Below are 24,479 nucleotides of genomic sequence, written 5' to 3'. Positions count from 1 at the left end.
ACGGCTTAAGCGTGAAAACTCAAGACATTCAGCTTCGGGACCCCTACGTACTGCCTGACCCGGCACAGCGAATATACTACATGTACGGCAGCACCGACAAAAATATTTGGAAGGAAGGGACCGGCTTCGATGTCTATATCAGCCGTGATCTCGACGATTGGGAAGGCCCTTACACGGTCTTTCGCAAACCGGACGGTTTCTTTGCGGACGTGAACTTCTGGGCACCCGAAGTCTACTATTACCATGGGCATTACATCATGTTTGCCACCTTCCGCCGAAAAGATAACGATCGGCTGGGCACTGCAGTGCTGTCTGCAGAGGAGCCGATGGGGCCCTTCTCCCTCCATAGCGAAGGGCCCGTAACCCCAGCCGACTGGAGTTCCCTGGACGGCACGCTCTATATCGACGAAACGGATCAGCCGTGGATGGTGTTCTGCCATGAATGGCAGCAGGTCGGGGACGGCGAGATCTGCGCCATGCGCCTGAGTCCCGATCTCACGGAAGCAGCCTCGGAGCCCGTGACCCTGTTCCGTGCCTCCGAAGCCGCTTGGGCCACGCCGTTCCACTCGCCCCGCTTTCCCGGATCGGGCAACTACGTGACGGACGGACCGTTTCTGTTTCGGACAACGTCAGGGAGTCTGCTCATGTTATGGGCCAGCTTTGTGGACGGCCGATACGCGCTCGGCGTTGCCAAGTCGACAACCGGCAAGCTGACGGGGCCCTGGCTCCAAGAGCCAGAACCCTTATATGCCAGCGACGGCGGGCACGGCATGGTCTTCCGTACCTGGAACGGTCAGCTGATGCTGACCGTGCATACCCCGAACCGCACGCCGGATGAACGGCCGATCTTCATCCCCGTCACAGAGGATGCAGACAGCATCAAGATGGATGGGATGTATCGGACAACACGTATGCCCAAGTAAAATCTCTATACGCGAATAGGTCGCTCTCCATGAACATGGCAGAGCGGCTCTTTTTATAGGATTAACTTCCCAAAGCTATGCGTTACTGTCCCGTAGAAACAAAAGGAGGCCGTACGCGTACGGCCTCCTTCTACACTCATTTATTACAGCTTCACGATTTTACCCGTCTCTTGGGATTCGAATGCACCCAGGATCACGTTCAAGGAACGCAGTCCTTCCTCACCGGAAATGCTAGGCGGCGTGTTCGTGAGAATGGATTCGACGAACGCGTCGATGACGCCGCTCGGAACCTGCTTCTCATTGGTTGCCATGGCGCCAACCTTGTAGGTCTCCACCGTACCGTCGGTCAGCTCCACAACCACCTCGTCGCCGTTAACGGTACCGATCTTCATGGCACCCTTCTCGCACCACAACACTGTTCCGTTATCGCCGGATCTGTAATGCGTCCAGCTTGCCATCAGCGTGCCCACGGCCCCGCTCTTCATGCGAACGATGCAAGTCGCGTTGTCGTCCACATCGGTTCCTTCTTTATGGACCGTACCGATGAAACCTGCCACCTCCACGATTTCATCGTTCAGCAGGTAACGGATAAAGTCGGATTTGTGCACGCCGAGATCGCCCATGGCGCCCATAATCGCTTCTTCTTTACGGAAGAACCAGCTGTCGCGTCCATCCAGACTCCAGCTTTCCGGACCGCCGTGGCCAAAGGAAGTACGGAAGGTAAGCACTTTGCCGAGCTTGCCGGAATCCAGAATTTCCTTCGCTTTTACGTGCGGAGGCATGAGGCGCTGATTGTGGCCTACCATCAGGTACACCCCGTTCTTGCGGGCGGCCTCGATCATTTGCTCTCCTTCTTCAGCCGTTGTAGCCATCGGCTTTTCCACCAGCACATGAAGGCCGGCATTCGCAGCCGCGATGCTCATCGGAGCATGCAGATAGTTCGGCGTACATACGCTAACGGCGTCCAGCTTCTCGTTCTTCAACAGTTCTTGGTAGTCTGTATAGGCTTTACCGCCATACTGAGCTGCCATCTCTTCGGCGCGTTCTTTTACCGGATCGGCAAAAGCAACCAGCTCCACGTTAGCATTGTTCGCGTATTCAGGAATATGTCTGCGCTGGGCGATCGCGCCGCAGCCAAACACTGCCACTTTAATTTTGCTCATTGAAAGTCTCCTTTGTGCTCATAAATTAAAATTGGTTCAGGTAGTTCTGCTTCAGCCAGTTCATGCTGTTCTCCACGCTTTGCAGCGGCGGATTCTGACATACGTCCTGCTCGACGATCAGCCATTCCGTACCTGCATCGGATGCAGCCTGAATGACGCCCGGCAGGTTAACCGAGCCTTGGCTCAGTTCCAGCGTTTTCATGTTGCCTTCCGCATCCTTGCTGAAATCTTTCAGGTGAAGCAGCGGAAGACGTCCTGCGTATTTCGGAATATAGGCAAGCGGATCTTGTCCGGCGAATTGTACCCAGCATACGTCCATCTCCACTTGCACGGCTTCCGGCGTCGTTGCGGAATACATTGCATCAAAGACGAACTGGCCATCAACCTCGGCTTCGAACTCGAATGCATGGTTATGGTATCCAAAGATCAGTCCCTGCTTGCGGGCTTCAGCCCCTACTTCCTCAAGGAAGGAGAAGAGGTTCTTCCAATCCTCGGCATCTTTACGATCTTCTTCGGCCACATATGGACACATCATATATTTAGCGCCAATGGTTTTCAGGTAATCAATTTCCTTCTGCAGATCTGCGCGAAGCAGATGCAGGCCCACGTGACTGCCGATTGCTTTCAGGCCAAGCTCTTGAAGAAGCGTTTTCATTTCCTCGGCCGGAATGTCTCCATAACCTGCGAATTCCACGCCTTCATAACCCAATTCAGCGACTTTGCGGAGCGTACCGCGGAAATCCTGTGCCGTTTCATCGCGCAGCGTATACATTTGCAAACCAATGTTCATTCTTCTCATTATAGCGCACCTCGATTCCAAAAATGAGTTACTGCTCTATCTGCTACTATCATACATGCAAATAGGCTAAAATGAACATAAACAATATTGCTGCAACATGAACTATCTGCTTATATTTTTACTGGGGGTTGTTACCATTATGGAAGCAAGGCTGCTCATCTGCGACTATTCCTATCACTTTCAGCAATTCAGCAACAGCCATCGGGGCGGCTTAACAACCTATCTGTTCCGACTCCAAACCGAAGGCTCCTGCGAAATCTACTGCAACGGCATCGAGCACCACGTGCAGGCAGGCGACCTGCTGCTGCTGAAGCCCGGAGATGAATACGAGCTGCGGGTAAAGGAAGACGGCGAGGATGGCCGCGTGTCCAGCGGGGATTATTTTATATTCTGCGATGGCTCCTGGATTGATAATTGGTGGAACCGCATCCCCCGCCCTGTCGTCAGTCATGTCGGGCTCGACGATTATTTACTGGGTCTGTGGAGACAAATGCTGCTGGAGAAGCGGCGCGGCCTTGAAGGGGAAATCGGGGAACTGACCGACTACCTGCTGCGCAGTCTCTGCCTCTGCCTGGACCGCGCCATTACCGAGATCAAGCCGACCGATCGCCTTGCCTTCACTGCCCTGCGGCTGAAGCGATTCGTGGAGGAGCATGCCACCCTTACCTTCAAGCTGGAGGAGGCCGCTTCCCATGTCGGGCTAAGCTTATCCCGGGCGGTTAAGCTGTTTAAGGAGTATTACGGAAAAACCATGATCCAGTACGCCCTCGAGATCAGGCTGAACGCAGCCGTCGAGCGCATCAAATACAGCACGATGACACTGGAGGAAATCGCGGAAACCTGCGGCTTCGCCAGCTACTCCTACTTTCACCGGGTATTTCGGGCCAACTATGGCGTATCCCCGGTCAAATTCCGGGAGACCGCAACGGTGCCGGCAAGGCCGGGGCAGGAGAAAAGCCCACGCTGAATTTTTTCCTTCTATATAATGGGGTAATAAAAAGCAGCCCAGGCTCATCCTTTAAGGCAGGAGCTAGGCTGCTTTCACATTAGTAACTCGATATGTTCTAGACTGCTTTTTCCAGCCACATTCATCGCATCGCGGCCCCGGCGGCAGCAAAGACCAGCATGAAATAAACGCAGACCCCTATCATATGATTGCGATTCCACTCCCGCCCCGGAGGCGACAATGCCGCCCGAAACGGCTGCCGCCATAGCTAGAATCGAAACCATCATCTGGTCTTTCCCTCTCTTTCGTACCTGCGGAACCGTACTGTGTGGTTGAAATTGAAATCGTGCGGGGAGCTAAGATTCCATAGGTAACGGCACTATGACCGTGCAGAACGTATCGATCTAATTACTCACATCCGTCGTATCATCCATCCGGGCAGCCCGCATCGGTGAGAACACGAACCAAATTCCGACTACAGCCAGTCCGGTGATAACAACGCCTAATGCTGTGCGAAATCCAAATACATCAGCGATGAAGCCACCCAGAGGCGCTCCAATAACGATCATACTGCGGTTGATAGACCTCATGGTGGCATTCATACGCCCATGCAAGTGTGCAGGTGTGATCGTCTGCCGGTAACCCATCTCAATCGGACCCTCAATACCTAATGCTAAACCATAAAACAGTTGCCCAAATCCGATCAAGAGGAAGGTCTGAATCAACAGATCACCGTTGTCAGTGGGTGGTGCCAGAACCATGAACAGGACCGCAGGTGCATACAAAAGTCTAGCAAACGTGATGCTGCGTCCAATTCCAAATCGCTTGCTGACCCGGGTTGATAACGTCGTGCCTATAACAGCGCCAATCCCTGCTGATGTCATGACAAGTCCCAGGGTTGACGCATGAAACCCTAATTCGGTGAGAGCGTACGTTACCAGCACCGTCCCCAGCATACTGTTAAATAGAAACCACGCATGGGTATTGAGTGCCAGCGTGCTGAGAAACGGATGCCGGTAGACCCAGCGCAATCCTTCCTTTATCAATTCAAGTATGCGTTCATTCGAGGCCTTTTCCGGTATGGGCTGATGTTTAATAAAAGCCATAACCAGCCCTGAAAACAGATACGAAGCTGCGTTAACCAAGATTGCAAACGGAGCCGTAACGATAGAGACTAATAAACCGGCAGCTGCGGGGCCGCTGGTTTCCGCAACGGCTGCGCTTTGCTCCAACCGCGCATAAGCGGACAATAACAACCTTCTCGACACGAGTTGGGGCACAATAGATTGAGATGCAGCATCATTGAATAACGACATCGCCCCGAAGAGTATCATGATGATCATCAGAATGCCCACATTGATTCCATCGAACAATGCCAGTAGGCATATCGCTACGAGCAAGATCCCCCGCCCCAGATCGGTCAGTACCAGGATGTTCCGACGACTGACGCGATCAATAATCACTCCCGCCACCAATCCCAGCAGCACATAGGGCAGCCACCTCGAGGAATTGATCCAGCCCACATCAACGGTGCTGCCTTCCAGATCAACCACCACCAGTACTTGGAGAGCGAGTGTGGTAATATACGTGCCAAAATATGAAATGGTGGAAGCTAACCAGAAAAATACGTAACTCTTATTCTTGGAAAGATTCATCTCTAACCTCCAACTGAGCGCCGTATTTTTCGGATTAATTGTATATTGGAGTCACTGCTGAATGAAGTCACGAGCGCTATAACTAGTTAAATTGTAGCATATCCGCATCAGATAGAGTCGTGCTCATTCCAATTCATTCCAAGATCAAACCATCCGTCGACTTATCGATAGAATGAGTGTGTATGTTTCTTAACGTTCTACTCAAGGGAATTCGTCATGGCGCTGCCTTTAAAAATATCAAATCCGAGTTCCTGAAGAATCTTCACGGCATCTTCAACAGGCAATTTAGGGAGATGAAACTCATGATCGATGACCTCTCGCAGCTCGCTGAGATCGGATAAGATGCGCTTTTCTACCTTCCCGTTTGCATACCGGATACTCAGTACATTGTCGACCAGAGACAGCGAGCGCTGCTGGTCCAGTTGCCACAGCTGACAGCGTAATGAAGAGGTAAAGAGATCATTCGGTTGAAAATAGATTGCAATGGCCGGCTGGAAATCATCGAATTGATACGTTACCCGTGTGTCGAATGACCAAACCAATTCTGTAATCAGCCGACCATCCACATACCGATAATACGTATATGTTCCCGGTTCATCCCCTGGGCGCAATCTGACTTCAATCCCGGCATATTGGGAAACTTGCTCGGGATCGCTCTCCAACCGTACGGGTTCGAAAAAAGGGGCGGAGTTTCCGCAATCCACGTACACTTCTTCTTGCTCACCCGGGATCCGCACCAGTAACCCAACATGTCCCCCGCCCAGCAGCGCATACCGGGTTTCGAAACCAAGCTGGTTCAAGAGCTGATGAAGACTGCTGTTAATCATATAACAAGTGCCTCCCGCATTCAGCTGCCACAGCTGATCTACGAATCTCTTCTCATCCTGCTCCAATCTTCCTTTTTGATGATATTCCCGATACTGCAGCAACGTGGTAATGTTCTCGAACGGTACACGCTGATGATGTGCGGTGCAAATTTCGGTTAAATATTCCAATGAAGCCTCCCTTATCGGGACTTGAATATATTGCAAATAGTTGTTTGCCCACTGAGGCAGTTGTCCTTGATTCTGCACAATGTTCACGCCCCCTTTTCCTCTGAATGTAAGGTATGCTCTTTATTTTAAACATTCTACATATCATTACGTCATACCAATGACTGCACGATCTATACAAAAAAGGTCTTACCTATAGGTAAGACCTTCAGGCTGTCGAGAAAGTCTCGACAGCTATTTTTTGTGTATTTAGTTCAACACGACACCGCGTTAATATTATATAATATTAGTAAATAAACCGTTCGGAAGGGTGTTAAATATGTTGCGTTCTAACCGAGAAAAACAGCAGGCTTACGAGTTTGTTTCGATTGAAGAATTGGTTCCTCAAGATCATCTGCTCCGTAAAGTGGACAAGTATATCGATTTCTCTTTCATCGACGAAAAGGTCCGTCCGCTTTACTGTGCTGATAATGGGCGACCAGCCATCGATCCTGTCGTGTTATTTAAGATGATTTTCCTCGGTTATTTTTACGGCATTCGTTCAGAGCGTCAACTGGAACGCGAGATTCAGACGAATCTGGCATACCGTTGGTTTCTTGGTTTGGGATTGACAGACAAAGTTCCGGACCATACCACCATTAGCTGGAACCGACGGACTCGTTTCAAAGACACTAATATCTTTCAAGATATCTTCGATGAGATTGTGCTGCAGGCAATCGAGCATCGCATGGTCGGCGGACGAGTCCTGGTTTCGGATTCCACGCATGTGAAGGCCAATGCGAACAAACACCAGTACACCAAGCAGCAGGTTCTACAAAACACACGAGATTACATGGACGAACTCAATGGCGCAGTAGAAGCCGACCGGAAGGCGCATGGAAAAAAGCTTTAAAACCCAGAGAGGATGTGGTCGAGAAGAAAGAAATCAAGGTGAGCAAAACCGACCCGGATAGCGGTTATATGATTCGCGACGGGAAACCGGAAGGATTCTTTTATTTAGATCACCGGACCGTTGATTTGAAGTACAATCTGATTACCGATGTCCACGTCACGCCGGGAAACGTCCATGATTCTGTACCGTATTTGTCGCGTTTGGATCGCCAACGAGAGCGATTTGGTTTTGAAGTTGAAGCCGTTGCCCTGGATTCAGGCTATTTAACAACCCCCATCTGCAAAGGATTGCAGGAACGGGGGATCTTTGGAGTGATTGCTCACCGGAGATTTCATCCGACCCAAGGCTTATTTCCGAAGTGGAAGTTTACCTATGATGCCGAGCGTAACCGTTATATTTGTCCGCTCCAGCATGAATTGTTGTATCGCACCACGAATCGAGAAGGATACCGGCAATATGCCTCCGATCCGAAACACTGCAAGACTTGCCCGATGCTGGAGCAATGTACCCGTTCACGGAATCACCGCAAGGTCGTCACGCGCCATGTCTGGGAAGACAGCAAGGAATGGGTGCGAAACAACCGGCTCAGTCGATCCGGCAAGTATTTATACCGAAAACGAAAAGAAACGATTGAGCGAAGCTTCGCGGATGCCAAAGAGCTCCATGGGTTTCGCTATTGCCGGTTGCGCGGGTTGCAAAACGTCAGGGAACAAGCTCTGATGACAGCAACCGTGCAGAATATGAAGAAGATGGCGATCCACTTGGATCGCCTGGAAAACAGGGGGTAATCCCCCATTTCCCCTCTTGAATTGACCACTTAAAAAGGGAGAAACCCTGTACTTTGAAAAAAGTGCAGGGTTTCTCGACAATCTGAAGGTCTTACCTATAGGTAAGACCTTTTCTACGACCAAAGTCTACTATTCGTGTATGGTTGCATTGCTCATCGATTTCTCATGATGCAGCAGCCACTGCTTGCGAGACAATCCTCCGCCGTATCCGCCCAATTCGCCGCTCGTATTGATCACGCGGTGGCATGGAATGACAATCGCGAGCTGGTTGGCGCCATTCGCTTGGGCAACGGCACGATAAGCGGTGGGCCTTCCCATGGTTGCTGCGATCTCGCCATACGAAGTCGTTTGTCCGGGTGGAATCTGCAGTAACTGGTCCCATACCTCTTTTTGAAATGGCGATCCTAACAGGAACAAGGGCGTCTTGAATTCCGTTAATTTCCCGTCAAAATACGCGCCGAGCTCAAGCTCGATCGAACGAATCGGAGCTGTGTAACCCGGAACGATTGCTGACTTGGTTCTCTGCCGAAGACGCTCAACCTCACGCTCCAAGCCCCGGCGGTCTACAAATTCGAGCAGATACAACGCCTCCTCATCCGCGATGGCCATCATCGGTCCGAGACGCGTATCGATCCATGAAGCTTTTAAGATGTTATGGTGCCCCGATCGGCTAGGCGCCGCGCCCATGATGCGGGAAAAGGCATCCCTGAATCCGCTGCTGGACTCGTAGCCGGTCGACAGCTGCGCATCGATGACGGCGTGCCCCTCCCTTATCTGCTTCAGGGCAAGTCCCATCCGCCGGGCCCGTGCATATTCAACGAAGGTCATTCCGAACCGCTTTTTGAATTGGCGCCTTGCGGTCGAAGCATCCACGGACAGCTTCTGAAAGTCCTGGTTGGTCCATCTTTTTTCCGGGTTTTCTTCCACCGCCTCAACGAGCAGCCGGACCAGGTCGGACACCTGATTGGGATGTGATAGCGGACGGCATCGTTTACAGGGTCTGAAGGAAGCAAGCAGCGCTTCTTGAGCCGTCTCGTAAAATTCGCAATTTTCCATCTTCGGTTTCCGGGCTGGGCATGTCGGGCGGCAGAATACCCCCGTTGTTTTCACGCCAACATAAAAAACACCCTCGTACTCCGATTTCTTTTCCAGCAATGCCTGGTAATACTCCTGTCGATTCGCAGCCGATATCACTTGGGGTTCCTCCTCGATCTCATGTACTTACTTGGCTAACGTTTGCAAGCTATCCTATCATGCTCTCATTGTCCTGGTGTTCCTATTATATTGGATATGCCGGCATCGCGTAGCCGAAAATCGTGCATGAATATTTTCGAGGGAGAAACGAAAACTTTGCCAACTTCGGTGCTTAAACAACCCGCAATACGGGAATTAGACCAACCTGATAATCTTGGTTGACCTAATACTACGAAAAACCCCTTCCGCGGACCGGAAGAGGCCTTTCTTTTAAGAATATTGAGATCCCTTAAGACTAAAGATTCAACCTTTGATGGATCCTGCCACCATACCCTTCATAATCTGCTCCTGCAAGATCAGGTAAGCCACAATTGTTGGAATGACTGCGATCGCCATCGCTCCCATCGTCAAGCTATAATCCGTACCGAAGCCGTCCGAGAACAGGGACAGACTGAGCGGAAGCGTCTTTAGCGCTTGCGTATTAATAAATACGAGTGCGAAGGAGAAGTCATTCCAGAATCGGAGGAATGCCAGAATCGATATCGTTGCCACGATGGGCGTACAGAGCGGAAGAATCATTCTGCCGAAGATTCCCCACCAGCCGCTGCCATCAATCATGGCCGCTTCTTCAATCTCTCTAGGAATGGATGACATGTAGGCCATCGCCAAGAAGATTGCGATCGGCAGCTCAAATGCCGTATACGGCAGAATGAGCGCACCGTACGTGTCGAGTAAGCCGATATTTTTCATCATAATAAACAAGGGCACCAGCGTACTGTGAATCGGAATCAGCAGCCCGGTCGTAAACAACACGACCACCAGCTTTTTGAACCGAAACTCGAATCTGGACAGTACATACGCCGCAAGTACACTGAGCAGGATGGTCAGAACGACGGCTGTAATCGTCACAACCGTTGAATTCAGCATCGCTCTGCCCATATTTCCAAGCTCCCATGCCCGGAATAAATTCTCGGTCATCCACTCCTTCGGCAAGCCGTAAGGGTTGGTGAAGAAATCCTGATTCGATTTAAACGCGCTCGTAAAAAGCCAGTACAAGGGATAGAGCGTAAGAATCGCATACACAATCAGCAGCAATTTTACGAACCCGGTTAACCCCTTCGTGATGACGCGTTTCCCTGAGGCACTTCCGGTCCCGGTCGTCTGTAAATTCACATCGCTCCCTCCTTCATGTTAACTTGGCTTTCTGCGCGTTGCGAAATAGTTAAGCGCGATAAGAATGGCGCTGACGATCATAATCATCGTGGAAACGGCGGAGCCGTAACCGTAGCGATACACGCTGAACGTGCTGTTGTACATGTAGGTGGCAAGCAGCTCGGTCGATTGCGCCGGTCCGCCGCCCGTCATGACGATAACATGATCAAAAGCCTTCAGGCTTCCCGAGATACAGAGCACAATGGTTACGACAACCGTGCTCCAGATCATCGGGAGCGTGATTTGCATCAGCTTGTTCCAGCCGGTGGACCCATCAATTTTGGCCGCATCATGGATCTCCGGTGAAATATTTTGCAGTGCTGCGATAAAGATGACCAGATAAGGGCCGATGTTCGCCCAGTTAATCGGGAGCGATATCGCCAGCATATTGACTTTTGGATCGGACAGCCAGGCACGGGTCCATGACTCCAGACCGAGCATCTCCAGCACATAGTTAGCGATTCCGAACTGAGGATGGTAAATGTAACCCCAGATGAGACCGACAACAACCGTGGAGAGAACCATCGGCATGAATACGGCAGACCGGATGAACCTGGAGAAGAACGAATTCTTGAACAATACAATGGCCAGAATCAACGCGATTGGAACCTGACCAATAATGGATGATACGACCAGAATCAGGTTGTTTCGAAGCGCCCGCCAGAAGATCGGATCCTTGAACATCTCTATATAATTATCAAGGCCGATAAATGTGGCGTCTCCGAACCCTTTCCAACTGAAAAATCCGTAGTAAGCTGACCAGAAGACCGGAATAATGACAAATATCAGAAACAACAGAAGCGCAGGAAGAAGAGCTATGGCTATAAATCCTTTGCTTCTCATCGCTGTAGGCATGGCAGCCTCCTCCCTCCTAATCCTTATGCAGTGGTGAATGGTTTCTTATGGAGTAGCGGATCTGGCTTGCGCGTCCTGCAGCTTCTGGGCCACACCTTCGACGGGACCGCCCATCATAATTTCCTGCAGACCGTTGTTGATGACTTCAGCCGCCTCTGCAGACAGATAAGCATCGTATACCGGCGTAATGCCTGTGGATTTCACCAGGTTAAAGGCTTTGTAGTACAAGGAAGTAACTTTCGACTCATCGATTTCGGTATCGTACATGACCATGGAGTTGCTCTCGGCAATCGCTTTTTGCGCTTCCGGTCCGCTGACCGCATAAATCAGCTCCAGCGCCAATTCTTTCGCTTTCCCTTCCGTTCTGCTGCTAAGAGCCAGACCGCCGCCAGCTCCGCCGGAGATGGTGTTAGCTTCGCCTTTGCCTCCAGGGATTGCAGGCAGAGTCGTCACTTCAATATCCTTCATCTGCTCTTCCGAGGAAGAAGCCGCCAAGTTGGTGAGCGTCCACGCGCCGCTGATCATCATCGCTGCATTGCCTTGGATGAAATACTGCTCGGCTTGCGTGTTGTCGATGCTGTTGGCACCTTCTTGGAATGCTTTGTTGTCGACGAGCTCTTTGAAATATCCAAGCGCTTCGATAAACTCAGGATCGGTAAATTTCGCGCCATCTTGTGCTGCCGCTTTCTTAAACCATTCGGTGCCTGTCACACGGTCGGCAATCGATCCGATAATGGTGGATTGCGCAACCCATGGCGCTTTGTTTCCGAGCGCGATCGGCGTAATGCCGTTATCGTTGAACGTTTTAACCGCTGCCATCATTTCTTCCCAAGTCGTTGGAACTTTTACGTTATGTTTGTCAAACAATGCTTTGTTGTAATAGAGAATCGAAGTTGCCGACATGCCTAGTGGAGCGGAGTAGATCTGGCCGTCCTCGAACTCGTACGGATCAAACGCTCCCGGCAGGAATTTATCCTTCCAATCCGAATGCGCATCGAGCACCTCTGTAATCGGCTGAAGCAGCTTCGCCTGATGAAGCTCGGCTGACTGACTTCCTGCATATACGAAGAATACATCCGGCATTTCATTCGCAGCCGCAACCGTACTCAGACGTTGACGGTAGCCGTCCGGCGGAATCGCTTGTGCATCGAGCGTCACTTCAGGATGGTCCTGAGCAAACTGATCGATAAAACTTCGGACTGATTTTGCACGCAGATCATCACCGGCAAAGTTATGCCAGATGGTCAGCTTGACCTTCTCTTGATTGCCTTCATTTCCTCCCGCCTGCTCTTTGCTCTGCCCGCCTCCGCAAGCTGCAAGGACCAGTGACATCATCAGCAGTACAAGACCTATTTTACGTTTTGGTCTCATGGTCAATCCCCCTTTTTAATATACGAAAATGATGAAACGTCTTAGATGATTAGTCCAAGTATATAAAAGGATATAACGCTTACATAGGGGATATAATTCAGTCCATAGAGGGACAAAATTCAGGATTTGCCCGATACTCCGACGGGGTTTGTCCCGTCCATTTCTTGAACAGGCGGTTAAAATACTTAATATCCTCATAGCCGATTTCATTCGCGATTTCACTGATTTTGGCTGGCGTTTCCCTTAGCAGGTGCATCGCTTTTCGCAGTTTCGCCTGGGTCACGAATTCGATATAATTCTGTCCGGTTTCCTTCTTGAACATCTCGCTGAAATAGTTAGGGTTCATATGAACATGCTTCGCCACTTGTTGGAGAGACAAGCTCTGGCCCAGATGCTCATGAATGAAGGAGATCGCTCGCTGGACGGGACTTGTCGTCGACACCATATCACGGTACTCCTTCATGATGAGTCCGAGCGAATCGATCAGTACCTTCTCCGGATTCTTGGTCAACTCGCGGATATCGTACGTCTCTTCCACTTTCACCGGACTGGTATAGCCGATAGACGTCGCAGCCCGTATAAGCCATCGTTGTGCCGAGACGATCAGGGAATGCAGGTAAGCCTGAACCGAGCCGGGCGTTGCCTGGCCCTGACTTTGGATGCGCCGCAGCAAATCCGTCACCCATGCCTGCAAGTCGGCGGATTCTCCCGAACGCAGCAGGGATGACAGTTTGGTTTCTTCCTCCATCGAACAGACCGTGCGGATGCCTGTTCGTCCTTCGATATCTTCATAACGGATATGCCGTTCCGATTGCAGCAGCCACTCGTAGGAGCTGGCCTCTACCGCGGTAGCCAGCGCAATGTGCAGCTCCCTGGCGTTTGCGACCCGTCGGCCGCTGGCAGCCGTGATGCGGCAGGCGTGCGTGGATTCCATCTTCCGCAGAGCGGAATCTACCCGCCCCCAGCCATTATTCGGCTCTGCCCGCACCAACAGAAGCAGGGAGCCGTTCCACTCCAGCCACGCGCATTGCAGCTCTTCGGCCAACTCCGTGCCGATTAATCGATGCAGCTCGCTAACGTTCGATTGTTCCTCTTCTTCTGGATGCAGCGGATATATCGACAGCATCCAGATCTGCAGCACCGAGCCGTTCGATTCCAAACGCAGCTCCGGGTATCGCTCACACAATTCGGCCTCGGCATGCTCGTCCAGCGGAGTGCCGGAAGCAAGCAGCCTTCTCAGGAAACCCCGGCTGACTACCAACTCCTGCGCCCTTCCCTTCGCTTGTGTAAGCCTGCGCTGTAACAAACGCTCTCTTGCTTGGACAGCAGCCTCGATAATTTCCCCGGGCCTGCTCGTCTTCAGCAAATAGTCACTTACGCCTTCCCGCATGGCCTGCTGCGCATATGAGAATTCATCATATCCCGATATAACAATGATTTCGATCTCGGGATACTGCTGCTTGACTTCATGTGCCATATCCAGTCCGCTTAAGCCTGTCATGCGAATATCGGTAAAAATAATTTCGGGCATTTCAACGGGAATACGCTGAAGGGCTTCCTCCGCTGAAGCCGCGGGCGTCAGCACCGTAAAGCCGTTATCGGCCCAATTGATCACTGTACTCAGACCATTTCGAATGATCACTTCATCATCAACGATCAGTACCTTCATTGTCACCATCCCCTTTGCTGGATAATTCAGATTGTTGAATTTCAGGTAAATCAGGTATCGTAAACATCACACGCGTTCCGGCTCCTTCCGTACTCTCCACACGCAAGCCCGCATCCTTGCCGTAATGAAGGAGCAGCCGTTTATGGACATTTCGCAGCCCGTAGCTTCCGCGCGGGGTCTGCCCCTTCTCGTACTGCAGCGGATTCTCAACCAGCTGATCCTGAAGCCATTTCAGGCGATCCGTCGTCATTCCGATGCCGTCATCCTCCACCACGAAGTGGATCCCTTCAGGCTCGCGATGCCCGCGAATCGTAATCGTCCCCATCCCGTCACGGCTCAAAATACCATGCAGCATGGAGTTTTCAACCAACGGCTGCAGCAGCAGCTTTAACATAGTGTGCTGATACAGCTCTTCCTCCACATGAACCTCAAACTTGAATTTTTCCGGATAGCGGATGGTTTGGATATTCACGTAATGACGGACATGCATAATTTCCTGCTGAATCGTGCAATATTCCTGCCCGTTATTGAGGCTGAACCTCAGGAAATCACTGAGCGATCCCACCATCTCGGCAATTTTCACATCCTGGTTCATCAGCGCCAGCCAATGGATGGATGACAGCGTATTGTAGAGGAAATGCGGATTGATCTGCACTTGCAGCGCATGCATATCCGCCTCCTTCTTCAGCGACTCGTTCAGCTTCACTTCATCGGTAAGCTTCACAATTCGCGAACTGAGCCGGTTATAACTGATAATGAGCTGTCCGACCTCATCGACCGTCTTAACCGGGAGCGCAGGCAGCGGCTCCTCCGGGCTTGAGTTCTTGAGAAACTTCGTTAGCACGGACAGCGGATTCGTAATTTTCTGGATCAGGAAAAGTACCAGTATAATGGCGAGCAGGATGGCCACCGTGACCGCTACCGCCGTCAATTTGATAAAGTACTGGTTCTGGGAACGGTATTCCTGTGAAGGAATGATGCCGACCAGTTTCCAGTTCACGCTGGACATTTTCTTATAGAGAATGGTCTTCTTGTTGCTCCCCTCGCCATAGTCTATATTTCCGCTGAGCCCCTCAAACTCTCCAATCGCAGGATAATAATCTGCAAGCGTAAGATTGGTCTCCATATCCGGCGGACCGGCGATAATCCGATTATTCTCGTCAAGAAGAAGGACAAACCCGGTCTTCTCTAGAACGGCCTGCCGGAATTGATTGGCAATGACGCCCTGGTCCAGGTTGATCTGCAGGTTCCCGATCGGCTTATATTTATCCGTGCTCCGAATCGGTCTGGCCAACGTAATGACTTTCCTAACGCCTTCGAAGGTCCACTGGCGATGAACAAAGGACCACCATTTGGGATGCTGCTCGTAATAGTCGGGAACCATTTCGGTAATATCCCGGAACTCGGACCGTACCAAGGATTTATGCGAGATTGCATCTTTGCTGCCGAGCGGTTCGACAATGATGTTGGCGATATAATCTTTGGAAAAGGCCAGGTTCGTCAAAAAATTGATAACCGTCGTCTGCTGGACATAGTTGCTCTGCTCGGTCTTCAGATAGGCCTGAACTCCGGTATGCCCGATGAGAAACAACGAGATGTTCTCCACGTCTTTGACCATTGTATCCAGGTAAGCTTCCAGCTGCCGAAGCGTATTCATTCCTGTAATCTTGGCCTTCTCCTCCGTCAGGCTCTTGGCTATGTTAAAAGAGAAAATACCAAGAAACAGCAGCGGCACCAGCGTAGCGACAATTATAAGTAACGACAATTTATGCTTTAGCGATTTCCCAAGCCATTGCTGCATAAAAACACCTCGTTCATAGTCCCTATGGTATGGGCTTGTTATATTACTTGACATTGAATGCGTTTACTTCGAAATCACTCTCTTTTCCTAGCAAAAATGTGTCAGGTTTATTAACTATCTTAGAGGAATCTTTAGACTCAAGTAAATGGTAATAAAGGCCTATGAAAGGGGATGAAATCTTCTTGCATATGTTCCATATGTGCCACTTCCATTCGTTCCTTTTTGGAGAACGGGGAGGGCATAAATCAGGTTGGAGCGGATTAAAAAACGTAAAAAAGGGCGCCACAGCGCCCTTTTTACTAGCAAGACCTATCATTCTATCAAAATTAATGACTTCTCGTTCAAGTTTATACCCTCTTATTGGATATGCGTTTATATGTAGTTCTAAAGTTCCGTGTGCAATAAACGATTACTTCTCCTACTCTTCCAGACTGTATTCGATGCTATCCACCACAAACCGGTTCGACTCTTCTTGAAATCGATACGTTATTTGCAGATTCCCGTCAAAACCGGCCGGACTTATGCTCCCTGCCGCTTCCGTAACAAGCTGGCCTTCCGCTAGTTTGTGCCTGACGACGGCCCCGAAGCCAACCTTATCATATAAGTAGCTTTTATCCTTGGAATCATCCTCGACCCTTTGGACATACTCCTTCCCGTCGATCAAAAGCTTGATAACAAAGTGATCCGCATACTTCTCGATGTTGGATTGCACATGGCTCAATACCGCCTGTTCCAATGATTCGATAGGGATTTCCTTCAGAGTCTCGGCGTCGACAACATGCATCTCCCCCATGTAAAGACCCGTGCCGGTCCCGTCCACGTAGAACACCACAACATCAGGCTTGCCATCGCCTGTCACATCCTGATATTGAATGACGGGTTTACGCGTACCGTCTCCACCATTCCAGTCTTCAAAGACCCGCTTCCTTCCCTCAACCTCGACCACCATGCCTTCATATCTGCCGTATTTCGTAACGCTTATCGGATACAGCTTTACATCCCCGTTCTCCTCCGCCGTTGACACGTCGACATCCGGAGTATAGATGTAAATCATTCTCTCCTTCGTATCCCAGCCTACTTCTGCATCGTACAGCTCCGCTATAAATCGGATCGGAACCATAACGTGGCCATCCTTTAACGCTGCGGGAACGGATAGTGAATATGCGTTCCCTTTTCCCTTCGCCTTCATGCTTCCCATCTCTAATGTGACTTGATCGGCACCTGTGTTGACAGTTACCGTCTTGTTTTTGTTGTTCCAGTGAAGCTCCATGGGTTTCAAGTAGTCCTTCATAACGCGCAAGGGAACCAGCGTGGTCTGATTCACAATGACGGGATTAACATCCGTCGTAACAATCCAATGATTGATGTTTAATTCCATTTCCTTCTTGGGTGCAGCTTCAGCCTGAGCCTGTACGAAGGTACTCATCAGCATGGTGGCCGCTATAGCGCCGCTTACTGCTATTCTTGTCCATTTCCGGGTGATCATGTTCTCTAAATCTCCTTGGGTTGTAATATAAGGTTTATATAACTAAAACGCATCGTGACCGGGATTGGTTCGTTCATATCCATAAATGATGTAAATACTTCCTCTGTCGTCCCCTTTCTGCCGGGCATCCAATCATTCACCCCATTCAATGGCAAAAATCATGACCACGCTCCTTCTGTTATGTTAGAATCAGATATGATTGTTATATTATGGAATAAAGAGTTCGAAGTTATCATTCCGGTTCCGGGAGAACCCTGCAAGGAAAATATTGAAGGGAGGCGAGCCATATGAGTATAGGTAGTTCCAGTTCCATGTTTAATTTATGGCCCATGTTGATCTTAATCATAAACGGACTTTTTATGCTGCTTGGTTTATATGCTTTGTATCTCCTCATTAAATTGATGATCCGGGCCATAACCGCGCTCGAACTCTACATCGATGAGAAAAGAAACCGGCGGTTGTGAAGGTAAACTTCAGTTAATTCAGGGTTGAAACCACTGAATCTCCTGTGGTAAAGTCTAGGCAACCAGAAATGAAAGGGTGAACCAAAAGCCAATGATCTACTAATCCTGTCCCAAGCATTTGGAAAACACTTCAATTTCGATACGAGGTTTTCGGGATAGGATTCGTGCGGCTTTTTTTATATGTGACAGGTGGATGTTTGAGACTTCTACATGAAAGTCCGCATCTTCCTTGTTCATATTAGCCTCCTATTCCGAAATCTCGGAGTGGGAGGCTTTTTCTATTTCAAAAACACCAATTGAGAGAATGGAGATTATCCATGACAGGCACTCATCCAAACATCCAAGACTGAACCTCCCCGATTACGGGCAACCGGAGCGAGAGACATGTTTACGCTCAGACAAATGAAGAATCCGTCTTATAAAGCATTCCTAACAACTACTTTCTAAACAGGAGGCATGTTTGCATGCAGATCGCCGCACAGGAATACAAGACAGCGAATCGGGAATCGGGACCTTATGGTATTACGGCAAGACAAGATGGGACCATATGGTTCACGGAACAAAAAGGAAACCGGATCGGACGGCTCACCAAAGATGGGGATATACGCACGTTCGAAGTGCCGACTCCAGATGCCGGGGTCATGTCCATCCTCTCTGCCCATACCGGTGACCTCTGGTTTACGGAGTACAAAGCGAATAAAATCGGAAGGATGACAATGGAAGGAACATTTGCGGAATTCGAACTGCCTGAAGCCAATTCGTCTCCTTACGGCTTGGCTGAGGGCCCGGATGGAGCCATATGGTTCACCGAGCTTATCGGCAACCGAATCGGAAGTATAACGCCGGCAGGCATTATCACGGAATATGACTTACCATGCGAAGGATCGTACCCTTCCTATATTACAGCCGGTCCGGACGGCGCGTTGTGGTTTACGGAAAACCAGAACAACTGCATCGGCCGAATTACGGTGGACGGGAAGATTACCGAGTACCGGATTCCAACAGAGCAATCCGGACCGGTCGGCATCACGACAGGTGCCGATGGCGCTCTATGGTTTGTTCAAATCAACGGCAATCAAATCGGTCGGATTACAACGGCCGGGGAAATTACGGAATTCAAGCTCCCGTCCGGGAATGCCAGACCCCATGCCATCACGGCGGGTGTTTCCGAGGATCTATGGTTTACCGAATGGGGAGCCAATCAAATCGGACGAATTACCTGTACCGGGGACATTACCGAGTATCCAATCCCTACCCCCTCCGCAGAACCTCATGGCATAACCGTGGATTCCGGCGGCGAGGTCTGGTTCGCCGAGGAATGCGATCAGATCGGCCGGTTTACGATTCAGTATTAGGTTTAGGGCGAAAACATATTGCTCCGCCCATAAAAAAAAGCCCGTGCAGCCTGTTGCCGGGCTTTTCCAGCGAGAAGCTGCCCTGGCTTGTTTCTTCATCTATGGGAATGTGATAGATTAAATGGATACTTAGAATTATTTCTCTTAGGAGACCGTCCGATGATGAACTCAAACGAAACGTTAGATGATATACAATGGCAGACGCTGATTCAACAAACCGCCGGATTTTTCAGCGATTTGACCATTAAACGGGGATTTCAGTATTACAAGCAAGGTCGTGTCCACGCCAGCGAGCCGGCAGATGAGACCGGTGTGGTCGAGGCTTCCGTGGATGGAACGGAAACCTACCGTACCAAGCTTCACCTTCGCTCCTTGAGCGACAGCGAATGCAGCTGTCCCGTTAAGGATGGCTGCAAGCATATGGTGGCTGTTCTGCTTGACTATGCTCAACTTCAGGGTCGTTCCATTCACGCCCTGGTTAATGCGCATTCCACCACATATGCTTCCACCTCTTCGTATGACCGAAGCGAGTCCGGCTTCAGCCCAGCGCAGGACCGACCGTCTGCCGGAGCATCAAAATGGAGAGTCAAAGCGGATCATTTGCCCGACCTGCCAATCTCCGCATGGCATGAGCTGTTCGAAGTTTGCACGGCTTCGCTGGGAACGAATACGCAGAATTCGTTTTACGCCAAAAATGCGCTGGCTTCCCTCCATCACATTAAACCCCCGCTTCCGCCGGATCTGGATCCGTTATACGAGCTCCATGCGCATCTCTTCATTCTCGAGAAGCTCGTCAAGCAGCCCGCCAGTGCCTGGAATTCCTCCGGCTCCTACATCGGCTATCATACGCAGGTGGCAGCGGATCATATCCTGGCCAGAATCGAGCGCATCTTCCACGAAGGGCTGGAGGTCAGCGTACATGGGGAGGCATTCAGGCGGCGATTGACCGAGACGATTTCGCATGCCCGGCGGAGCATGCTGAGCGAGCCGCGGAACCGCAAATTTTACGCCCAGATCTATATGCAGCTCTGGATGTACTGGATCTATCCGTTTTCGAAAAAAGACAGCAGCTTAATCCAGGCGGAGTTAGAGCAGCTGCAGACAGCCGAAGCCGAATTCGGCAGCAGTCTTTCACGCGCCTCATGGTATATGGCGCAGGGCTTAATGGCCTTCTATCTCGGAGAAGATGAATCGTCCTGGGACCTGATCAGGGAAGCAGACAAGGTCAGCAGCCTGCCCCCCGCTTCCGTCCTTGGCTTCTTCGACATGCTGCATTCAGGGCAGCAATGGGACCGCTTGGCCCGCTGGCTCCCGGAGATCGGCCCGCTGCTTGGCAGTCACCGCAACGAGCATCTCAGCAGCTATCAATACTACTGGGATGCCGTCATAGAGCACTTGCCCGAGGAGGCTGAACGGATGTGGAGCAGTCTTGCCGACATGCTTCCTTATTCGAAGGACATCTATCAGAATGCCTTGATCACGCACGGGAGATGGCGGGAATGGATCGACTATCAACTAAGCACAGGCCGGGAGCCGCTGGAGCTCCGGGTCAGCGAGCTGGCACCGATCGAGAAGAACGCACCCGAGCTTCTGCTGCCTTTTTACCATCAGGCCGTTGAGCGGTACATCCTTCATAAGAACCGAGCCGGATATAAAGCAGCCGTCAAGCTGCTCAAACGGTTAGCCAAGCTATACAAAAAGCTCAAGCAGCAGGAGCGCTGGGATCTGTTCATTATCTCGTTATCTGTACGAAACAGCCGGCTTCGCGCATTCCAGGAAGAGCTGCGGAGAGGAAAGCTGATATCATGAGCAGACACACAGAAACCATCACGGTCCACATGGCGCTAAGCGAATACGGAGATGCCGTCATATACGGCTCTACTGTCATGCAGGGTTATGTGTCCGGACAATACCTGAAGCACCGTTTATTCGCGTGGCACGAAGCTTCCTTCTACGGAACAGAGCTTACCGTTCAATCCGTTCAGGACATGGAAGTGGTCATCCTGCCTTCCGAGCAGGTCATACCGTTCTTTGCGGATGGACGGCTGCTGGAACATATTGAATGGGTATGGGACGAGGATTGCCTTCCCTTCATTGAACTTGCGCCTTCGCTGGCAGCTTGCATTCAGAATAAGCAATATGCGCCCAGCTTGAGCGCCTTCAGATTGGGCAAGCTGCAATGGATCTGGGATACAGAGGCGTTCAAAGCGGAAGAGCAGTCCCGTCTGTCCCTGCTGAATGCAGACGAGATATGGAATGAAGGCTTGCGGGCAGCGTTCTCCGCCGCCGTGCAAGACCAGTGTTACGGTAGCGAAGAGTCGGCGGCTGACCTGCGCAGAGAATACCCGCTTCTCTTCTCGCCGAACCGCACGGCAGCCGAGGGCATGGACGACAAGTCATGGCTGATCGCCATCGGATGGCGACCGGATACCGCTCCATTCCGGCCGCTGCTGCAATTGTTGGAGCCTGACGAAGACGAAGCCGAATGGCGTCTTCGTCTTGTATTGCAAGACAAGCAAGACGCCGCGGCGCTTGCAGCCGTTCGTCTGGCTGAAGACGGGCAGGCATACGGATCATGGCCGGAGACATGGACACCTCATATCAAGGAGCGATCCCCCGGCTGGCTCCAAGGATTGCAGGCAGCACTGCCGGCAAGGGTGCTTCATGCTCCGGCTGAAGACGTGCTCGGTAGGCCGCTGTCCGACGAGGCGGCATGGCAGTTCCTGACCAACGACAGCCAGCGGCTGCTCCAGTCAGGCTGGCTGGTCCTATTGCCCGCTTGGTGGGAAGCCGCCAGTAAGAAGAAGCCCAAGCTGCGGGCGAAGGTACGCTCGGGCGAGGGCGAGAACGCCGAGCGAAGCAGCGGCGGTTCCCTGTTCGGTCTGGACGCGCTGGTCAATTTCGATTGGCGCATCGCCATCGGGGAAGCTACCCTTTCCGAGGCTGAATTTGCCGAGCTTGTTGCCCGGAACGAACGGCTGGTACGGTTCCGGGGGCAGTGGATTCCGCTGGATCCCGCCCTGGTTGCCCAAATCCGCCAGATGATGGCGGGCGTAGACCGTGAGGAAGGTCTATCGTTTCAAGATATTCTGCACCTGCATCTGCTCGGAAACAACGATGAGTCGGAGCATACTCAGCAGGATGCGGAGGAAACGAGGGACCCGGAACGGATCAAGCTTGAGGTGGAGCTGAACGAGCACCTCGTGAAGCTCATAGGCCAGCTCGGCCGCCAAAACGAATGGCCGAGCCTCCCTGTCCCGGCTGGGCTGAAGGCCGAGCTGCGGACTTATCAGCATGACGGCTTTGCCTGGCTTGCCTTTTTGCGGCGTTACGGGCTTGGTGCATGCCTTGCCGATGACATGGGTCTTGGCAAAACCGTGCAGTTTATCGCCTACCTGCTGCACGTGAAGATGACGATGGAGCGGGAAGAAAGACGCCTCCCCTCCCTGCTGATCTGTCCCACCTCAGTGCTGGGCAATTGGCAGAAAGAGCTTGAACGGTTTGCCCCCTCGCTCCGGGTCATGCTTCATTACGGCGGCAAACGAAGCAGCAGCGAGGATTTCTATAAAGAGGCTTACCAAGCCGATATTATCCTTACCTCTTATGCTACGGCGACGCTTGATCAAGAAATGTTAAGAGACATGAAGTGGGAAACGATCGGCATCGACGAGGCCCAGAACATCAAGAATGCCGACACCAAACAATCCGCTGCCGTGCGAAGCTTCCCGGCAAGGCATCGCGTCGCGCTGACCGGCACACCGATTGAGAACCGGTTGTCCGAACTGTGGTCCATCTATGACTTCATCAATCCCGGATATCTTGGAAGCCTGCGGGCGTTCAATCTCCGGTTCATCCAGGCCATCGAAAAAGACAAAAACGAGCAGCGCACGGCCGACCTGCAGAAGCTGATTAAGCCCTTCATGCTTCGGCGCAAGAAAAAGGACCCTGCGATTCAGCTCGACCTGCCGGACAAAAATGAGATGAAGACTTATATCCATCTCACAGCCGAGCAAGGCGCACTCTACGATCAGACCGTGAACAGCCTGCTGGAACGCATGCAAAAGCTTGAGGGCATTGAGCGGAAAGGCGCCATTCTGGCAGCTCTGACGCAGTTCAAGCAGCTCTGCGACCATCCGGCTCTGCTGACGAAGGAGCCGCTCCCGGAACTGCCGGGAGGCGGCGGCTTGCTTGATACCGAGGCCGTGGTCAACCGTTCAGCGAAGCTGGAGCGGCTGTTGTCCATGGTGAAGGAGCTGCGGGACGAGGGCGAGCGCTGCCTGATCTTCACCCAGTATATCGGCATGGGCGAGATGATGCGGCAGGTGCTGCATCAAGAGCTGGGTGAACCCGTGCTGTATTTGAACGGCAGCACACCGAAGCGGACGCGCGACCGCATGATCGAGCAGTTCCAATCCCAGACCCTGCCGCCCGAAGAACAGCCGAATGTCATGATTCTCTCCATCAAGGCCGGCGGCGTAGGTCTGAATCTGACCGCGGCGAACCACGTGTTCCACTTCGACCGCTGGTGGAACCCCGCAGTCGAGAATCAGGCGACCGACCGCGCTTATCGGATGGGACAGACCAAGGATGTCCAGGTGTACAAGTTCATCTCCATGGGGACGCTCGAAGAGCGGATCGATGAGATGCTGGAGAGCAAGCAGCAGCTGAGCGATCAGGTTATCGCAAGCAGCGAGGGCTGGATTACCGAGCTGTCCACCGATGAGCTGAAGGATCTCTTCACGCTGCGGCGCGACTGGGCGTAATCGTCATATCAAGGAGTAAACGGATAGGCGATCTTGGATACTCGGCCCCGAAGGGGTTAAGCGCAGCGGAATACCTATGGAATTTCTAGGCGGTTACCAGATGCCGTTCTATAACCATATCGTTGAATAAAAGAAAGCCCCGTGTGAGGAC

The 24,479-nt window shown here is 51.5% G+C and carries 18 protein-coding genes; 7 read left to right on the top strand and 11 right to left on the bottom strand.

Translation table 11 applies throughout. The features are described from left to right. Positions 1-11: 11 nt before the first annotated feature. Positions 12-923, top strand: a complete 912-nt coding sequence (locus MKX98_RS02570) for a glycoside hydrolase family 43 protein (protein ID WP_194540622.1) — start codon at positions 12-14, stop codon at positions 921-923. Between the two features lie 143 nt (positions 924-1,066). Here MKX98_RS02570 and MKX98_RS02565 read toward each other — a convergent pair whose 3' ends face one another. Next, complete coding sequence (locus tag MKX98_RS02565; protein ID WP_071222294.1) at positions 1,067-2,086, bottom strand: Gfo/Idh/MocA family oxidoreductase; 1,020 nt, start codon at positions 2,084-2,086, stop codon at positions 1,067-1,069. A 25-nt stretch (positions 2,087-2,111) separates the two neighbouring features. Next, the gene (locus MKX98_RS02560) at positions 2,112-2,885 is read right to left on the bottom strand and encodes a sugar phosphate isomerase/epimerase (RefSeq protein WP_216532801.1); all 774 of its coding nucleotides are present in this window, start codon (positions 2,883-2,885) and stop codon (positions 2,112-2,114) included. Between the two features lie 139 nt (positions 2,886-3,024). On the opposite strand from MKX98_RS02560, the gene MKX98_RS02555 reads away from it, so the two are divergent. Then, positions 3,025-3,852 (top strand): AraC family transcriptional regulator, encoded by an 828-nt coding sequence (locus tag MKX98_RS02555; protein ID WP_194545032.1) that lies wholly within the window; start codon positions 3,025-3,027, stop codon positions 3,850-3,852. A 383-nt stretch (positions 3,853-4,235) separates the two neighbouring features. Here MKX98_RS02555 and MKX98_RS02550 read toward each other — a convergent pair whose 3' ends face one another. Both MKX98_RS02550 and MKX98_RS02545 read right to left on the bottom strand, forming a co-directional pair. After that, positions 4,236-5,486, bottom strand: a complete 1,251-nt coding sequence (locus MKX98_RS02550) for an MFS transporter (protein ID WP_194540620.1) — start codon at positions 5,484-5,486, stop codon at positions 4,236-4,238. 197 nt (positions 5,487-5,683) lie between these two features. Next, entirely contained in the window at positions 5,684-6,559 is an 876-nt protein-coding gene (locus MKX98_RS02545; RefSeq protein WP_339221270.1) for an arylamine N-acetyltransferase, read from the bottom strand. Positions 6,560-6,797: 238 nt separating this feature from the next. Here MKX98_RS02545 and MKX98_RS02540 point away from each other — a divergent pair. Beyond that, a protein-coding gene (locus tag MKX98_RS02540; RefSeq protein ID WP_339219424.1) for an IS1182 family transposase occupies positions 6,798-8,158 on the top strand; the annotation gives its coding sequence in 2 pieces (ribosomal slippage) (positions 6,798-7,365 and positions 7,365-8,158; 1,362 coding nt in all). Positions 8,159-8,287: 129 nt separating this feature from the next. On the opposite strand, the gene MKX98_RS02535 is transcribed toward MKX98_RS02540, so the two are convergent. From MKX98_RS02535 to MKX98_RS02505, 7 genes are all read right to left on the bottom strand, one after another. Beyond that, positions 8,288-9,352, bottom strand: coding sequence for a trifunctional transcriptional activator/DNA repair protein Ada/methylated-DNA--[protein]-cysteine S-methyltransferase (locus MKX98_RS02535; protein ID WP_339221268.1), 1,065 nt, complete (start codon positions 9,350-9,352; stop codon positions 8,288-8,290). A 303-nt stretch (positions 9,353-9,655) separates the two neighbouring features. Next, complete coding sequence (locus MKX98_RS02530) at positions 9,656-10,525, bottom strand: carbohydrate ABC transporter permease (RefSeq protein ID WP_071219105.1); 870 nt, start codon at positions 10,523-10,525, stop codon at positions 9,656-9,658. An 18-nt stretch (positions 10,526-10,543) separates the two neighbouring features. Beyond that, complete coding sequence (locus MKX98_RS02525) at positions 10,544-11,419, bottom strand: sugar ABC transporter permease (protein ID WP_339221264.1); 876 nt, start codon at positions 11,417-11,419, stop codon at positions 10,544-10,546. A 45-nt stretch (positions 11,420-11,464) separates the two neighbouring features. Next, a complete protein-coding gene (locus MKX98_RS02520; protein ID WP_194540617.1) occupies positions 11,465-12,790 on the bottom strand; it encodes an extracellular solute-binding protein in 1,326 nt (441 codons plus the stop codon). A gap of 97 nt (positions 12,791-12,887) precedes the next feature. Then, a complete protein-coding gene (locus tag MKX98_RS02515; RefSeq protein ID WP_220686778.1) occupies positions 12,888-14,459 on the bottom strand; it encodes a helix-turn-helix domain-containing protein in 1,572 nt (523 codons plus the stop codon). After that, positions 14,440-16,260, bottom strand: coding sequence for a sensor histidine kinase (locus tag MKX98_RS02510; RefSeq protein ID WP_220686779.1), 1,821 nt, complete (start codon positions 16,258-16,260; stop codon positions 14,440-14,442). Before MKX98_RS02510 ends, MKX98_RS02515 begins: the two co-directional genes overlap by 20 nt. Positions 16,261-16,678: 418 nt before the next feature. Then, complete coding sequence (locus tag MKX98_RS02505; protein ID WP_339221260.1) at positions 16,679-17,746, bottom strand: copper amine oxidase N-terminal domain-containing protein; 1,068 nt, start codon at positions 17,744-17,746, stop codon at positions 16,679-16,681. A gap of 287 nt (positions 17,747-18,033) precedes the next feature. Here MKX98_RS02505 and MKX98_RS02500 point away from each other — a divergent pair, with 287 nt between their 5' ends. From MKX98_RS02500 to MKX98_RS02485, 4 genes are all read left to right on the top strand, one after another. After that, positions 18,034-18,210, top strand: a complete 177-nt coding sequence (locus MKX98_RS02500; RefSeq protein WP_339221258.1) for a hypothetical protein — start codon at positions 18,034-18,036, stop codon at positions 18,208-18,210. A gap of 464 nt (positions 18,211-18,674) precedes the next feature. After that, the gene (vgb(C), locus tag MKX98_RS02495) at positions 18,675-19,565 is read left to right on the top strand and encodes a streptogramin B lyase Vgb(C) (protein ID WP_339221256.1); all 891 of its coding nucleotides are present in this window, start codon (positions 18,675-18,677) and stop codon (positions 19,563-19,565) included. A gap of 159 nt (positions 19,566-19,724) precedes the next feature. Then, positions 19,725-21,374, top strand: a complete 1,650-nt coding sequence (locus MKX98_RS02490; RefSeq protein WP_339221254.1) for an SWIM zinc finger family protein — start codon at positions 19,725-19,727, stop codon at positions 21,372-21,374. Further along, positions 21,371-24,328 carry a DEAD/DEAH box helicase gene (locus tag MKX98_RS02485; protein WP_339221252.1) on the top strand — a complete coding sequence of 986 codons (2,958 nt, stop codon included), beginning with the start codon at positions 21,371-21,373 and terminating at the stop codon, positions 24,326-24,328. Before MKX98_RS02490 ends, MKX98_RS02485 begins: the two co-directional genes overlap by 4 nt. Positions 24,329-24,479: the final 151 nt, after the last annotated feature.

It is taken from the genome of Paenibacillus sp. FSL W7-1332, from assembly GCF_037969785.1.
In the GTDB taxonomy this organism is placed as follows: domain Bacteria; phylum Bacillota; class Bacilli; order Paenibacillales; family Paenibacillaceae; genus Paenibacillus_AQ.
The sequence above is the reverse complement of the archived record's forward strand: the minus strand, read 5'-3'. Positions and strand labels throughout refer to the sequence as shown.

Bases quoted from the DNA above. Each gene is read 5' to 3' on its own strand.
- MKX98_RS02565 (WP_071222294.1), bottom strand. From the start codon at position 2,086: ATGAGCAAAATTAAAGTGGCAGTGTTTGGCTGCGGCGCGATCGCCCAG.
- MKX98_RS02560 (WP_216532801.1), bottom strand. From the start codon at position 2,885: ATGAGAAGAATGAACATTGGTTTGCAAATGTATACGCTGCGCGATGAA.
- MKX98_RS02555 (WP_194545032.1), top strand. From the start codon at position 3,025: ATGGAAGCAAGGCTGCTCATCTGCGACTATTCCTATCACTTTCAGCAA.
- MKX98_RS02550 (WP_194540620.1), bottom strand. From the start codon at position 5,486: ATGAATCTTTCCAAGAATAAGAGTTACGTATTTTTCTGGTTAGCTTCC.
- MKX98_RS02525 (WP_339221264.1), bottom strand. From the start codon at position 11,419: ATGCCTACAGCGATGAGAAGCAAAGGATTTATAGCCATAGCTCTTCTT.
- MKX98_RS02520 (WP_194540617.1), bottom strand. From the start codon at position 12,790: ATGAGACCAAAACGTAAAATAGGTCTTGTACTGCTGATGATGTCACTG.
- MKX98_RS02515 (WP_220686778.1), bottom strand. From the start codon at position 14,459: ATGAAGGTACTGATCGTTGATGATGAAGTGATCATTCGAAATGGTCTG.
- MKX98_RS02510 (WP_220686779.1), bottom strand. From the start codon at position 16,260: ATGCAGCAATGGCTTGGGAAATCGCTAAAGCATAAATTGTCGTTACTT.
- MKX98_RS02505 (WP_339221260.1), bottom strand. From the start codon at position 17,746: ATGATCACCCGGAAATGGACAAGAATAGCAGTAAGCGGCGCTATAGCG.
- MKX98_RS02500 (WP_339221258.1), top strand. From the start codon at position 18,034: ATGAGTATAGGTAGTTCCAGTTCCATGTTTAATTTATGGCCCATGTTG.
- MKX98_RS02490 (WP_339221254.1), top strand. From the start codon at position 19,725: ATGATGAACTCAAACGAAACGTTAGATGATATACAATGGCAGACGCTG.
- MKX98_RS02485 (WP_339221252.1), top strand. From the start codon at position 21,371: ATGAGCAGACACACAGAAACCATCACGGTCCACATGGCGCTAAGCGAA.